Annotated in this window: 11 protein-coding genes; 8 read left to right on the plus strand and 3 right to left on the minus strand. The window is 66.8% G+C overall.

Annotation, left to right across the window (positions count from 1 at the left end):
* Positions 1 to 240: 240 nt before the first annotated feature.
* From LXE91_RS23915 to LXE91_RS23925, 3 genes are read left to right on the plus strand one after another with little or no spacing between them, the layout of a single operon-like run.
* The gene (locus tag LXE91_RS23915) at positions 241 to 1,140 is read left to right on the plus strand and encodes an N-formylglutamate amidohydrolase (RefSeq protein ID WP_039367904.1); all 900 of its coding nucleotides are present in this window, start codon (positions 241 to 243) and stop codon (positions 1,138 to 1,140) included.
* Positions 1,137 to 1,910, plus strand: coding sequence for an IclR family transcriptional regulator (locus LXE91_RS23920; protein ID WP_039367906.1), 774 nt, complete (start codon positions 1,137 to 1,139; stop codon positions 1,908 to 1,910). The genes LXE91_RS23915 and LXE91_RS23920 overlap by 4 nt, the downstream gene beginning before the upstream one ends.
* A 29-nt stretch (positions 1,911 to 1,939) precedes the next feature.
* The gene (locus LXE91_RS23925; protein ID WP_039367908.1) at positions 1,940 to 3,472 is read left to right on the plus strand and encodes an SLC13 family permease; all 1,533 of its coding nucleotides are present in this window, start codon (positions 1,940 to 1,942) and stop codon (positions 3,470 to 3,472) included.
* A 118-nt stretch (positions 3,473 to 3,590) separates the two neighbouring features.
* Here the strand turns inward: LXE91_RS23925 and pdxR are convergent, their stop codons facing one another.
* Entirely contained in the window at positions 3,591 to 5,102 is a 1,512-nt protein-coding gene (gene pdxR / locus LXE91_RS23930; protein ID WP_039367910.1) for a MocR-like pyridoxine biosynthesis transcription factor PdxR, read from the minus strand.
* Between the two features lie 126 nt (positions 5,103 to 5,228).
* On the opposite strand from pdxR, the gene LXE91_RS23935 reads away from it, so the two are divergent.
* Complete coding sequence (locus LXE91_RS23935) at positions 5,229 to 6,512, plus strand: 4-aminobutyrate--2-oxoglutarate transaminase (protein ID WP_083266220.1); 1,284 nt, start codon at positions 5,229 to 5,231, stop codon at positions 6,510 to 6,512.
* A gap of 92 nt (positions 6,513 to 6,604) precedes the next feature.
* On the plus strand, positions 6,605 to 8,074 hold the full coding sequence (gene gabD / locus LXE91_RS23940; RefSeq protein WP_039367913.1) for an NADP-dependent succinate-semialdehyde dehydrogenase: 1,470 nt from the start codon (positions 6,605 to 6,607) through the stop codon (positions 8,072 to 8,074).
* Positions 8,075 to 8,192: 118 nt separating this feature from the next.
* Here the strand turns inward: gabD and LXE91_RS23945 are convergent, their stop codons facing one another.
* Together LXE91_RS23945 and LXE91_RS23950 are read right to left on the minus strand one after the other, a co-directional pair.
* Positions 8,193 to 9,737 carry a methyl-accepting chemotaxis protein gene (locus LXE91_RS23945; RefSeq protein ID WP_039367948.1) on the minus strand — a complete coding sequence of 515 codons (1,545 nt, stop codon included), beginning with the start codon at positions 9,735 to 9,737 and terminating at the stop codon, positions 8,193 to 8,195.
* A gap of 412 nt (positions 9,738 to 10,149) precedes the next feature.
* Complete coding sequence (locus LXE91_RS23950) at positions 10,150 to 11,694, minus strand: methyl-accepting chemotaxis protein (protein WP_039367914.1); 1,545 nt, start codon at positions 11,692 to 11,694, stop codon at positions 10,150 to 10,152.
* A 324-nt stretch (positions 11,695 to 12,018) separates the two neighbouring features.
* Here LXE91_RS23950 and LXE91_RS23955 point away from each other — a divergent pair, with 324 nt between their 5' ends.
* From LXE91_RS23955 to LXE91_RS23965, 3 genes are all read left to right on the plus strand, one after another.
* A complete protein-coding gene (locus LXE91_RS23955) occupies positions 12,019 to 12,876 on the plus strand; it encodes a class I SAM-dependent methyltransferase (RefSeq protein WP_039367915.1) in 858 nt (285 codons plus the stop codon).
* Positions 12,873 to 13,433, plus strand: a complete 561-nt coding sequence (locus tag LXE91_RS23960; RefSeq protein WP_039367917.1) for a GNAT family N-acetyltransferase — start codon at positions 12,873 to 12,875, stop codon at positions 13,431 to 13,433. The genes LXE91_RS23955 and LXE91_RS23960 overlap by 4 nt, the downstream gene beginning before the upstream one ends.
* A gap of 108 nt (positions 13,434 to 13,541) precedes the next feature.
* Positions 13,542 to 14,042, plus strand: coding sequence for a 2-thiouracil desulfurase family protein (locus LXE91_RS23965; RefSeq protein ID WP_095146163.1), 501 nt, complete (start codon positions 13,542 to 13,544; stop codon positions 14,040 to 14,042).
* Positions 14,043 to 14,130 lie beyond the last annotated feature (88 nt).

Consider the following 14,130-nt stretch of genomic DNA (forward strand, 5'->3'; position numbering starts at 1 on the left):
GTCAAGCGACGCCAAAAATCGCACACGGGAGTCGAATACCTCTGAATCGCCAGGCGTTTCAAAGAATGAAACAAGCCCAATATCTACGGGCGTTACAGCCAGATCGCGATGCGTAATCCCGGTATCGCAAAAAGCCCTTGACCGCGATTTTCAGTCGTTGTGAAATATTGATACGCTGTTTTAATGATTAAAACAAACGCACGAGACGTTCTGAAATACTAGGTAAAGAACCTGATCCCCATGCTGACGTTTAATTGCAACAACGCGACTGCCGGCGCATCGCCTGCGTATTTCGTCGCGACGCCGACGGTGCCGGCCCTGCCGATCGTCGTCGACTCGCCGCACAGCGGCATCGCGTATCCGCCGGACTTCGCCACCGTCGCGCCCGATGACGCGATCCGCACGACGTGGGACGCGTACATCGACGAACTGTGGGCCGGCGCGCCCGCGCGCGGCGGCACGCTGCTCGGCGCGACGTTTCCGCGCGCGTACATCGACCCGAACCGCGCGGAAACCGACATCGACGCGACGCTGCTCGCCGAGCCCTGGCCCGAGCCGCTGTCGCCTCAGCCGTACACGCAGCGCGGGATGGGGCTGATCCGGCGCGACGCGCTGCCCGGCGTGCCGCTGTACGACCGCAAGCTGTCGCTCGAAGCAGTCCGCCACCGGATCGACGCGTACTACCTGCCGTACCGCCGCGCGCTCGCCGGCATCGCCGAGCCGCTGCACGCCGCGCACGGCGCGCTTTGGCATATCGACTGCCATTCGATGAAGTCGCGCGGCAACGCGATGAACGTCGACGCGGGCGCATTGCGGCCGCACGTCGTCGTCAGCGACCGGCGCGGCACGACCGCCGACCCGGCCTTCACCGCGTGGACCGCGCAGTGGTTCGCCGAGGCCGGCTATCGCGTGCAGGTCAACGACCCGTACCAGGGCGGCGACCTGCTGACCGCGCTCGCCGATCCCGCGCGGCAGCGGCACAGCATCCAGATCGAATTCAATCGCGCGCTGTACATGGACGAGGCCGCGTTCGCGAAACACGCAGGATTTGCGACGCTGAAGCGCTCGGTCGACGCCTATCTCGACGCGCTCGCCGATTACGTCCGCGCGCGCATCGCGCCGCAGGGAGAAATCGCATGACGACCTATATCGTCGACGCCGTCGACAGCGCGCTGAAGCTGCTGACCTACGTGGCCGAACACCCGAACCTCGGCGTGACCGAGCTCGCATCGCAGCTCGGCATCAACAAGTCGCGCACCTACCGGATGCTGTGCACGCTGGAACTGCACCGTTTCGTCGTGCAGGACCCGCGCACGTCCACCTATGCGCTCGGCCCGCAGGCGTTCGTGATCGGCGTGGCCGCGTCGCAGCAGAACGCGCTCGTGCGCGCCGCGCACCGGCACATGCTCGCGCTCAACCAGGCGATCAACGAGACCGTCGTGCTGCGCGTGCGCGAAGGGCTCGAATCGGTGTGCGTCGCGCGCTGCGAAACGACGCATGCGGTGCGCACCGTCGGTGCGGTCGGCAACCGCCGGCCGATCAATTTCGGCGCATCGGGCAAGGTGCTGCTCGCCTTCGCGCCCGATCCGGTGCGCGACGAATACCTCGCGCAACTGCGCCGAAACGGGCACGCCGACGATCCGGCGAAGCTCGCCGGCGAACTCGACGCAGTCGCCCGCAAGGGCTACGCGGTGAGCAGCGGCGAGGTGACGCCCGGCGCGGTCGGGATCGCGGTGCCGGTGCGCGACCTGACCGGCGCAACGGTCGCGTCGGTCAGCGTGACGGGGCCCGAGGTGCGCGTGAGCCACGCCGACATCCCCGACTATCTCGAGCGCCTGCAGGCGTGCAGCCTCGCCATTTCCGCCGAACTCGGCTACGTCCCGGCGCGCGCCGCGCTGCAACCGGCCTGACGGCCCGCTCCTTCTTCGACGAGGATCCGATGTCCGCCTCTTCCCCGAACCCGGCCGGCGCACGCGCCGCCGACGCCACCCCGCTCGCGGCACCGGCTGATGCAGCGACCCACGACGCGGCCGGCAATGCGCCCGGCGACGCATCGGCCCACGCCGGCCGCGCGCCGCATCCGCACGGCAAGATGCTGCATCCGGTCGTGATGATGCTGTGGGTGCTGGCCGTCGCGATCGCACTCACCTGGATCGTCGATTCCGGCCGCTTCGAGCGCAACGGCCGGCTTGTCGTGCCGGGCACCTATCACGTGGTGCCGAAGACCACGGCGCTCACGACGCTCGTTGCACCGGCAGTCAGCCACAGCACGCCCACGCATGCGATGCCCGCGAGCCTCGTCTCGGCATTCGTCGCGATACCGGAAGGATTGCTGAAGAATGCGCCGCTGATCGTGATGGTGATGTTCGTCGGCGGGATGTTCGGCGTGATGCGCCGCACCGGCGTGGTCGACGCGGGCATCGACCGGCTGCTGCAGCTCACCGGCAACAATGCGTACCTGCTCACACCGATGCTGATGATCCTGATCGGGCTCGGCAGCACGCTGCTCGGCTTCATCTCCGAGTACCTCGTGATCATTCCGATGGTGGTCGTGATCGCACGGCGCCTGGGTCTCTCCGACCTGTTCGCGGTCGCACTGGTCGCGCTGGCCGCGAAGATCGGCTATATCGCGTCGGTCACGAACCCGCTCGCGCTGGCCGTCGCGCAGCCGCTGGTCGGCGTGCCGCTGTTCAGCGGCGTCGCGCTGCGCGCGGCCGTGTTCGTCGTCTTCCTGACGATCGGCATCCTGTACCTGCTGCGCTACGTGCGCAGCACCGGCTATCGCGCCGGGCAAACCGCAACCGGCCATGTAGCACAAGCAACCGCGAAGCTGTCGCTGCGCCACAAGGCGACACTGGTCGTGTTCGCGGCGGCGGTCGCGATGCTGATCTACGGCACGCGCGAACTGAAGTGGGGCAACGTCGAGCTGGCGGCGTTCTATACGTTCGTGAGCATCGCAACGGCCGTGATCGGCGGGCTCGATTCGCGCAGCGCGGCGGACGCGTTCGTCGACGGGATGAAGAACATGATCCTCGCGGCGCTGTTGATGGGGCTCGCCGCTTCCGTCGAACTGCTGCTGCAGAACAGCCTCGTGCTCGACACGCTGATCAACTTCTTCACGCGGCTCGCGGATGGTCAGTCGCCGGTGTGGGTCGCGAACGGGCTGATGGGGGTGCAGATGGTGCTCGACGTGTTCATTCCATCGGTGTCCGGCAAGGCGGCGGTCAGCATGCCTATCATCGGGCCGATCGCGCAGCTCTCGGGCGTGAGCGGCCAGACGTCGGTGCTCGCATTCGTGCTCGGCGGCGGGCTGACGAACCTCGTCACGCCGACGTCCGGGATGCTGCTCGCGTATCTGGCCACCGCGCGCGTCGATTTCGGCGCGTGGATCCGCTTCGTGCTGCCGCTGTTCCTGACGCTGCTCGCGCTGTCGTGCGTCGTGCTGACGTTCGCGGTGTGGATCGGGTATTGAGGTTCGCGGCAGGGTCTGCAGCGCGCACGTGCTCTTCGCGGCGCGAAGCGCTCGGCGCCGTCCGGTATCGATGGCCGCGGCAGGCATCGCAACGCGATACCGCCACCGATTGCGCCGCTCAAGCCACCTCGACCACCCGACCAAACGCCCGCTCGTCGATCGCCTCGGCGAGCGTCGCGAACGCGGTCGCGATCTCGTCCTCCGGCACGCACGCGTAGCCGAGCAGCAACCCCGGCGCCGCACGTTCGCGGTCCGCGTAATAGCCGGACAACGGCCGCACGACGATATTGCGTTCGAGCGCGGCCTGCGCGACCGCGCGATCGTCGACGCCTTCCGGCAACTGCGTGACCAGATGCAGCCCGGCATCGCTGCCGAGCGCGTGCAGCGTGTTGCCGTAGCGCTGCGCGACCGCGTCGAGCAGCACCTCGCGGCGCTGCCCATACAACGTGCGCATCTTGCGGATGTGCGACACGAAGTGCCCTTCCGCGATGAATTCGGCCAGCACCGCCTGCTGCAGCAACTGCCCTTCGCGATACAGCTCGGCGCTGGCGGTCGCGAAACTTTCCGCGAGCGGCTCCGGCGCGACCAGGTAGCCGACCCGCAGCCCCGGGAACAGCGTCTTGCCGAAACTGCCGACATAGATCACCTGCCCGGCCGTATCGAGACCCTGCAGCGACGCGAGCGGCCGGCTGCCGTAGCGGAATTCGCTGTCGTAGTCGTCCTCGATGATCCAGCAGCCGTGCTGGCGCGCGTATTCGAGCAGCATCCGCCGCCGCGCGAGGCTCATCACCATCCCGAGCGGATACTGGTGCGACGGCGTGACGAGCATCAGCTTCGGCGGTTCGGCGAGATCGGCGGCCGACGGCGCGATGCCTTCGTCGTCGACCGGAATCGGCCGCGTCGTCAGCCCCGACACGTTCAGCACGCTGCGCACGCCCCAGTAGCACGGATCCTCGGTCCAGATCGCGTCGCCCGGGTCGGTCAGCAGCCGCACCGCGAGGTCGATCGACTGGTGGATGCCGGTCGTGATCACGATCTGCTCGGGCGTGCAGCGCACCGAGCGCGACGTGCGCAGGTAGTCGGCCAGCGCCTCGCGCAGCAGCGCGAGCCCGCCGCCCGGCGCATAGGTCAGCAGGTCGGGGCGCAGGCGCCGCCAGTACTTGTTGTGCAGCCGCGTCCACACGCGCGCCGGAAATCGCGACACATCGGGCACGCCCGGCATGAACGCGCCGCCCTGCCGTTTCGATACACCGGCGCCTTCGACGAGCCGCGTGCCGCGCGCGGACAGCCGCCGCACGGAAGCCTGCACGAGCGCCGGGCGGGCGGCGGCCGCGTCGGGCGGCGCACCGACGATCTCGTCCGGCGCGCTGTCGGCGACGAACGTGCCGCGGCCGGTTGCCGAGTTCACATAGCCTTCGAGTGCAAGCTGCTCGTAAACCTGCGTGACCGTGTTGCGCGCGATCCCGAGCTCGGCGGCCAGGAGCCGCGACGACGGCACGCGCGTGCCGGCCGGCAGTTCGCGCGACAGGATCGCCTGTTGCAGCAGCCGGTGAAGCTGCCGGTAGATCGGCTGTTCGCCGCCGCGCACGAGGCGCTGCGCCAGCCAGTCCGACAACACGCTCGCGCGCATGATTGGCTCCTGAATATTTATTGAAATGGCTCTGATTGCCAGAGCCAAATGTGATTATAGTCGCCTCCATGGGCTGCCAACGCGGCCGTTTTTTATCCCACCGGACAGAACATCAAGGAGATGACCGTGAAGAATGCCGACCTGCAGGCCCGCAAGAACGCCGCCACCCCGCGCGGCGTTGGCGTGATGTGCGATTTCTACGCAGCCCGCGCCGAGAACGCGGAACTGTGGGATGTCGAAGGCCGCCGCTTCATCGATTTCGCCGCCGGCATCGCGGTGCTGAACACCGGCCACCGCCACCCGAAGATCGTCAAGGCGATCGCGGATCAGCTGAACAACTTCACGCACACCGCTTACCAGATCGTCCCGTACGCGTCGTACGTCGAGCTGGCTGAAAAGATCAACGACCGCGCGCCGGGCGATTTCCCGAAGAAGACTGCGTTCTTCACGACCGGCGCGGAAGCCGTCGAGAACGCGATCAAGATCGCGCGCGCAGCAACCGGCCGTCCGGGCGTCATCGCGTTCTCGGGCGGCTTCCACGGCCGCACGATGATGGGCATGGCGCTGACCGGCAAGGTCGCTCCGTACAAGCTGAACTTCGGCCCGTTCCCGGGCGACGTGTTCCACGCGCCGTACCCGAACGCCGTGCACGGCGTGACGACCGCCGACTCGATCAAGGCGATCGAGATGCTGTTCAAGGCCGACATCGATCCGAAGCGCGTCGCCGCGATCATCTTCGAACCGGTCCAGGGCGAAGGCGGCTTCAACCCGGCGCCGGCCGAGTTCGTGCGCGCGCTGCGCAAGATCTGTAACGAGCACGGCATCCTGCTGATCGCCGACGAAGTGCAGACGGGCTTCGCGCGTACCGGCAAGCTGTTCGCGATGCAGCACTACGACGTGCTGGCCGACCTGATCACGATGGCGAAGAGCCTTGCAGGCGGCATGCCGCTGTCGGGCGTCGTCGGCCGTGCGGACGTGATGGACGCGGCAGCGCCCGGCGGCCTCGGCGGCACGTACGCGGGCAACCCGCTGGCCGTCGCATCGGCACACGCGGTGCTCGAGATCATCGACGAAGAGAAGCTGTGCGAGCGCGCAACGCAACTGGGCGACGTGCTGAAGGCGAAGCTGAACGCACTGCAGGCCGACGTGCCGCAGATCGCCGACGTGCGCGGCCCGGGCGCGATGATCGCGGTCGAGTTCCTGAAGCCGGGCTCGGGCGAGCCGGATGCGGAATTCACAAAGCGCGTGCAGACGCGTGCGCTCGAGCGCGGCCTGCTGCTGCTCGTGTGCGGCGTGTACTCGAACGTCGTGCGCTTCCTGTTCCCGCTGACGATCCCGCAAGCCGTGTTCGACGAAGCGCTCGTGATCCTCGAGGAAGTGCTGAAGGAAACGGTCGGCGTGCCGGCCTGAGTGTCCGTCGACTTCATCAACTGATTGCGCCGCCGCCGTCTTCGTGACGGCGGCGGCCGTTTCATCCGTCCTATTCGAAGCAGGTGATTCATATGAGCACGGTTCAGGAAACCCTGGCACTGAAAGACCCGTCGCTGTTCCGCCAGCAGGCGTACGTCAACGGCGAATGGCAAGGCGCGACGAACGGCGAGACGTTCGAAGTCCGCAACCCGGCGACGGGCGGCCTACTCGGCACGGTGCCGGCGATGGGCACGGCCGAGACGCGTCACGCGATCGAAGCCGCGAACGCCGCCTGGCCGGCGTGGCGCAAGAAGACGGCAAAGGAACGTGCGGTCGTCCTGCGCAAGTGGCACGACCTGATGATGGAAAACGCCGACGACCTCGCGCTGATCCTGACCACCGAGCAAGGCAAGTCGCTGGCCGAAGCGAAGGGCGAGATCGCCTATGCCGCATCGTTCCTCGAATGGTTCGCGGAAGAAGGCAAGCGCGTGTACGGCGACACGATCCCGACGCCGGCGAGCGACAAGCGCATCGTCGTGACGAAGGAAGCGATCGGCGTGTGCGCGGCGATCACGCCGTGGAACTTCCCGGCGGCGATGATCACGCGCAAGGTCGGCCCGGCGCTTGCCGCAGGCTGCCCGATCGTCGTGAAGCCGGCTGAAGCGACGCCGTTCTCGGCGCTCGCGATGGCCGTGCTGGCCGAGCGCGCGGGCGTGCCGGCGGGCGTGTTCAGCGTCGTCACGGGCGACCCGAAGGCGATCGGCGGCGAGCTGACGTCGAACCCGATCGTGCGCAAGCTGTCGTTCACCGGCTCGACGCCGGTCGGCCGCCTGCTGATGTCGCAGTGCGCGGCGACGGTCAAGAAGGTGTCGCTGGAACTCGGCGGCAACGCACCGTTCATCGTGTTCGACGACGCCGATCTCGATGCGGCCGTGCAGGGCGCGATCGCGTCGAAGTACCGCAACAGCGGCCAGACCTGCGTGTGCACGAACCGTTTCTACGTACATGAAGCCGTGTACGACCAGTTCGCGCAGAAGCTCGCGGCGGCCGTCGGCCAGCTGAAGGTGGGCCGCGGTACGGAGCCGGGCGTCACGCAGGGTCCGCTGATCAACGAAGCCGCGGTGCTGAAGGTCGAGGCACACATCGAGGACGCGCTCGCGAAGGGCGCGACCGTCGTGACGGGCGGCAAGCGCCACGCGCTCGGCCACGGCTTCTTCGAGCCGACCGTGCTGACGGGTGTCACGCCGGCGATGAAGGTCGCGAAGGAAGAGACGTTCGGGCCGCTCGCGCCGCTGTTCAAGTTCGGCAGCGACGACGAAGTGATCCGCCTCGCGAACGACACCGAGTTCGGCCTGGCCGCGTACTTCTACAGCCGCGACATCGGCCGCGTGTGGAAGGTGGCGGAAGCGCTCGAATACGGGATGGTCGGCGTGAACACGGGCCTGATCTCGAACGAAGTCGCGCCGTTCGGTGGCGTGAAGCAGTCGGGCCTCGGCCGCGAAGGCTCGCACTACGGCATCGACGACTACGTCGTGATCAAGTACCTCTGCCTCGCCGTCTGACGGTTCGGGGCCTGGCGCCGCTTCGGTGACAGGCCCTGACCGCCCGGCCGGAACCGGGCGGTCCGACGCGGGCCGGTACCCCTCTCCGCCGTGCCCGCGTCACTTCTTCCACCGCTCATCACCGAAACACGTTCACCGCCTCCACCAGCCGCGTCGCCTGCTGCTTCAGGCTCTCCGACGCCGCCGTGCTCTGCTCGACGAGCGCCGCGTTCTGCTGCGTGATGTTGTCCAGATGCACCACCGCTTGGTCAACCTGCGCGACACCGGTGCTCTGCTCGGCCGTCGACGAACTGATCTCCGCAATGAGGTCCGACACGCGCTTCACCTGCGTGACGATGTCCTCCATCGTCTTGCCCGCGCCATCGACGATCCGTGCGCCCGATTCGACCCGCTCGACACTCGCGCCGATCAGCGTCTTGATCTCCTTCGCCGCATTCGCGCTGCGTTGCGCTAGCGCCCGCACCTCGCCCGCGACCACCGCGAAACCACGCCCCTGATCGCCGGCCCGCGCGGCCTCCACCGCCGCGTTCAGCGCAAGGATGTTGGTCTGGAACGCGATGCCGTCGATCACGCCGATGATGTCCGAGATCTTCCGCGAGCTGGCCGTGATGTCGTTCATCGTCGCGACCACCTCGCTCACCGCCTGCCCGCCGCGCTCGGCCGCGTCGCTCGCCGATACCGACAATTGATTCGCCTGCAGCGCCGTCTCCGCATTGCTCGACACGGTCGCCGTCATCTCGGCCATCGACGCGGCCGTCTGCTGCACGCTCGTCGACGCCTGCTCGGTACGCGCGCTCAGGTCGTTGTTGCCCTGCGCGATCTCGTTGCTCGCGCGCTGCACGTTCAACACCTGTTCGCTGACGTCGTCGACGAGCCAGCGGAACATCAGGCCGAGCTGGTTGATCGTGCGCAGTGTCATGCCGATCTCGTCGACGCGGTTCATCCGCACGCCGCTGCGGCTTTCGCCGGTCGCCACGCGCAGCGCCTCGTCGCGCAACTGCATGAGCGGGCGCGCAATCTGTGCATCGAGCCACAGCCCCGCAGCAGCAGCAGCACCGACCGTCACCGCCGCGAACGCGGCGAGCCCGCCGCCGGCCAGCCCGCACGCCCAGCCGCCGGCCACCACCACCGGCGCAAGTACGCACAGCGACGCATGGAGCCGCGCACGCACCGACATCGTCTGGAACAGCGACGTGAATCCGGCCAGGCCCTTGCGGACGATCAGCCCCTTGTGAAAATGCCGGTTGCCGCCCCGCCCTTCGCGGAATTCCTTGTAGAGCGCCTCCGCAGCCGCGATCTCGTCGCGCGTCGCCTTCGTGCGCACCGACATGTAGCCCTTCGGCTGGCCGTTACGCATCACCGGAATCGCATTCGCGCGCACCCAGTAGTGATCGCCGTTCTTGCGGCGGTTCTTCACGAGTGCGGTCCACGGCTCGCCGCCCTTGAGCGTCGCCCACATGTCGGCGAACGCCTCCTGCGGCATGTCCGGATGCCGCACGACGTTGTGCGGCTGGCCTTCGATCTCTTCGGGGGAAAATCCGCTGACCTGCATGAAGGCCGCGTTCGCGTAGGTGATGTAGCTGTTCGCGTCGGTGGTCGACATCAGCGTCGCGTCATCGGGAAAATCGAATTCGCGTTGCGTGACGGGCTGGTTGTTGCGCATGGTGTGGAGCTCCGGGTGACGGATCTTGCGTCCGCTCGTCGATTGATTCGAGACCCCGCGCATTGCGGCTTATCCGCATGCACGTTGGTCCTGCTCCTGCGCTTTCGGCAAATTCCACGAAAACATTATGGTGTATTCGGGAAAATATGCATTAGAAACGCATCATCTTTCCTTTACCAAACATCTTGTTTACATATGAAACTAAACACCAATACAGGCAACGGTTTGGCGGATATTCGTCTTACGATTTAATGCAATTCGCCAAAATTGATCCAAATCAAAAACGTGAAATTTGAATACGAATATTTCTCGTTTGGCGCATTTCAAATTAATCTAAAACCCTGAACGCGCATTGCGCGCGTCGACCCGGATGTATTGATTTGGCGCGCACATCACGTGCGCGCCCCGACGATCACCGGAACACGTTCACCGCATCCACGAGACGCGTTGCCTGCTGCTTCAGGCTCTCCGACGCTGCCGTGCTCTGCTCGACCAGCGCTGCGTTCTGCTGCGTGATGTTGTCCAGATGCACGACTGCCTGATCGACCTGCGCAACCCCCGTGCTCTGCTCGGCCGTCGACGAGCTGATTTCCGCGATCAAATCCGACACACGCTTCACCTGCGCAACGATGTCCTCCATCGTCTTGCCTGCCTCGTCCACACGCCGCGCGCCCGATTCGACGCGCTCGACGCTCGCGCCGATCAGCGTCTTGATCTCCTTCGCCGCATTCGCGCTGCGCTGCGCGAGTGCCCGCACCTCGCCCGCAACCACCGCGAAGCCGCGCCCCTGCTCGCCTGCGCGTGCCGCTTCCACGGCCGCGTTCAGCGCAAGGATGTTGGTCTGGAACGCGATGCCGTCGATCACGCCGATGATGTCGGCAATCTTACGAGAACTGGCCGTGATGTCGCTCATCGTCGTGACGACCTCGCCCACCGCCTGTCCGCCACGCCCGGCCGCCTCGCTGGCCGACATCGCGAGCCGGTTCGCCTGCAGCGCGGTCTCGGCGTTGCTGTCGACGGTCGCGGTCATCTCGGCCATCGACGCGGCCGTCTCCTGCACGCTCGACGCCGCCTGCTCGGTACGCGCGCTCAGGTCGTTGTTGCCCTGCGCGATCTCGTTGCTCGCACGCTGCACGTTGTGCACCTGCTCGCTGACGTCGTCGACGAGCCAGCGGAACATCAGCGCGAGCTGGTTGATCGTGCGCAGCGTCATGCCGATCTCGTCGACACGGTTCATCCGCACGCCGCGTCGGCTTTCACCGGTCGCGACGTTCAGCGCCTGGTCGTGCAGCCGCTTCAGCGGACGCACGATCTGCGCATCGAGCCACAGGCCGGCCGCCGCCGTCACGCCGACCGTCACGCCGGCAAACGCCGCGAGCCCGCCGCCCGCCAGCCCGCATGCCCAGCCCGCGCCAACGACCGCCGGCGCAAGCACGCACAGCGCCGAGTGCACACGCGCGCGCACCGACATCGTCTGCGACAGCGACGCGATGCGCATCAGCCCCGTGCGGATCACCAGCCCCTTGTGGAACCGGCGCTGGCCGGCCTTGCCTTCGCGGAACGCGCGATACAGCGCATCGGCAGCCTCGGACTCGTCGTGCGGCGCCTTCGTGCGCACCGACATGTAGCCTTGCGGCTCGCCGTTGCGCATCACGGGAATCGCGTTCGCACGCACCCAGTAGTGATCGCCGTTCCTGCGGCGGTTCTTCACGAGCGCGGTCCACGGCTCGCCGCGCCTGAGCGTCGCCCACATGTCGGCAAACGCTTCGCGCGGCATGTCCGGGTGGCGCACCACGTTGTGCGGCTGGCCGACGAGTTCCTCGTTCGTGAAGCCGCTCACCTGTGCGAACGTCGTGTTGGCGTAGGTGATGATGCTGTCTGCGTCGGTCGTCGACATCAGCGTGACGTCGTCGGGAAAATCGAATTCCTGTTGGGTAACGGGCTGGTTATTGCGCATGCAAGGCTCCGAAAAGCGGATCTGACGTCCGCGTCGCGCTGACTTCACGCTCAGTAGCCGAAAAACGGTTTATCGCTTTACGACGGTCTTCATCTGACTGTCGGCATATTGGGGAAAAACCTTACCCTTTCTTCGCATAAAATATTCAATTCGGCGGCCACCATGATTTCGATCAAATAATCCGGCAATATTCGCCACGCGCGTTCATTCATATGCCACGCCGCGCCGCCCGGCCAAGCCGCGCGGCAGGTCAATGCGATCGGCCGTTACACTCGGCGAAACGATTCCATCTATCCTGCTCTATTCAACCAGCATTCGAATTCGATGAAAAAGGCATTGCACGAACTGAATCGGCTGTCCTGGAATACGGCGACAGTCGCGCATAACAGCCATAAAGGCGATCAGGCCGCATTTTTCCGCGCAGGCGGCTCGACGCTCTTTCCGGAAGAACGCGAACTGCTCGGCGACGTCAGCGGGCTGCGGCTCCTGCACCTGCAGTGCAACGCGGGACAGGACACGCTGAGCCTCGTGCGCGCCGGTGCGGACGCGACGGGCGTCGACATCTCCGACGAAGCGATCGCCTTCGCACGACAACTGTCGGCCGACGCGGGCCTGCCCGCACGCTTCGAGCGCGCCGACGTGCTCGACTGGATGCCCGAGGCCGCCGCGCGCGGCGAGCGCTTCGCTCGCGTGTTCACGTCGTACGGCGCGATCTGCTGGCTGTCCGACCTGAACGCGTGGGCACGCGGGATCGCTGCGCTGCTCGCGCCCGGCGGCCGTTTCGCGATGGTCGAGTTCCATCCGTTCGCGCTGTATTTCGACGAACACTGGAAGCCGCACTACGACTATTTCAAAGGCGATGCGACCGAGGAGCCGGCAGGGGTCGGCGATTATGTTGCCGCATCCGGCACGGGGCTCGGCGCGCAGCACGACCATCCGGGCGTCGTCGATTTCGCGAACCCGCATCCGAGCTACGAGTTCATGTGGGGCATCGGCGAAGTCGTGAACGCGCTCGTATCGGCCGGGCTCGTGATCGACCGCCTGACCGAATATCCGTATGCGAACGGCTGGAAAGGCTTCGACGGCATGCGTGAGCTGGACGGCCGCCGGATGGTGCCGCCCGACGGCATGCCGCGCCTGCCGCTGATGTTTGCGATCGCCGCGCATCGGGAGGCCGCATGACGCGCCGCACCGCCGCCGAACGCGACGCACTGGTCGCCCGCCGGCTCACGCGCGACGACGTGCCGCTCGTGTGGACCATCGACCGGCGCGAGATCATCGAGCACCTGTACGTGCTGCGCGACGGTGCGCTGCATCTCGTTCCCGACTTTTACGACGTCGCGGGCTGGCCCGACGGCGAGGCCGACCACTACACGCCGATCCTGCTCGACTGCCACGATCGCGGCGGCTGGTGCGTCGGCATGTTCGACGGCGCGCGGCTCGTCGCGGCGGTCTTCGTCGACAGCCAGCCGCTCGGCCCGCGCGGCGACATGCTGCAGTTGAAGTTCCTGCACGTGAGCCACGACTGGCGCGGCTGCGGGCTCGGCGAGCAGCTCTACCGCGCGGCGCGCGAGCAGGCGCGCGCGATGGGTGCTGCGCGCCTGTACGTGTCCGCGACGCCGTCGCGGAACACGATCGACTTCTACCTGCGGCTCGGCTTCACGGTCAGCGCATCGCCCGACCCGGCGCTGTACGCGCTCGAGCCGGAAGACATTCATCTGGAAGCGCCGACCGCCTGACGCACCGGCGCACGGGTGAAACGTAGAATATCCCGCTTTGCCGCGGCCTCCATCGGCATCACGGCATCACGGAGAGCAAAATTGCAGGACGAAGCGCAGCAGCAAGCCATGCCGAAGATCCTCGTCAGCATGTGCGTGGTCGGTCATCCGGTCCGTTACAACGGCTCGGCCAAGACCGCCGCGCACGAGGCGCTCGAACGGTGGCAGCGCGAAGGGCGCCTCGTGCCGGTCTGCCCCGAACTGGCCGGCGGCTTCAGCGTGCCGCGCCCGCCCGCCGAAATCGCCGACGGCGAATCGGGGCAGCGGGTGCTGGCGGGCGCCGCGCGCATCGTCGATGTCAACGGCGCCGACGTGACCGCACCGTTCGTGTCCGGCGCGCACACCGCGCTGGCCCTCGCGCGCGCGCACGATTGCCGCTTCGCGATCCTCGCCGACGGCAGTCCGTCGTGCGGCAGCACGTTCATCTATGACGGGCGTTTCGAGAACCGGCGGCACGCGGGCGCCGGTGTCACGGCGGCGTTGCTGCGCGAGCATGGCATCGAAGTGTTCGCGGACACCGAGATCGATGCGCTCGATGCGCGCCTCAAGCAGTTGTCGCAGGCCGGTTAACGACGATGCGCGGCATGAGAACCCTCGTGCCGCGCATCGTTTCGGACAGCGCGAAGCGGTAACCTGCCGCTTCGCCGTGCGACGCAGG

Source organism: Burkholderia contaminans (assembly GCF_029633825.1).
Classification (GTDB): Bacteria; Pseudomonadota; Gammaproteobacteria; order Burkholderiales; family Burkholderiaceae; genus Burkholderia; species Burkholderia contaminans.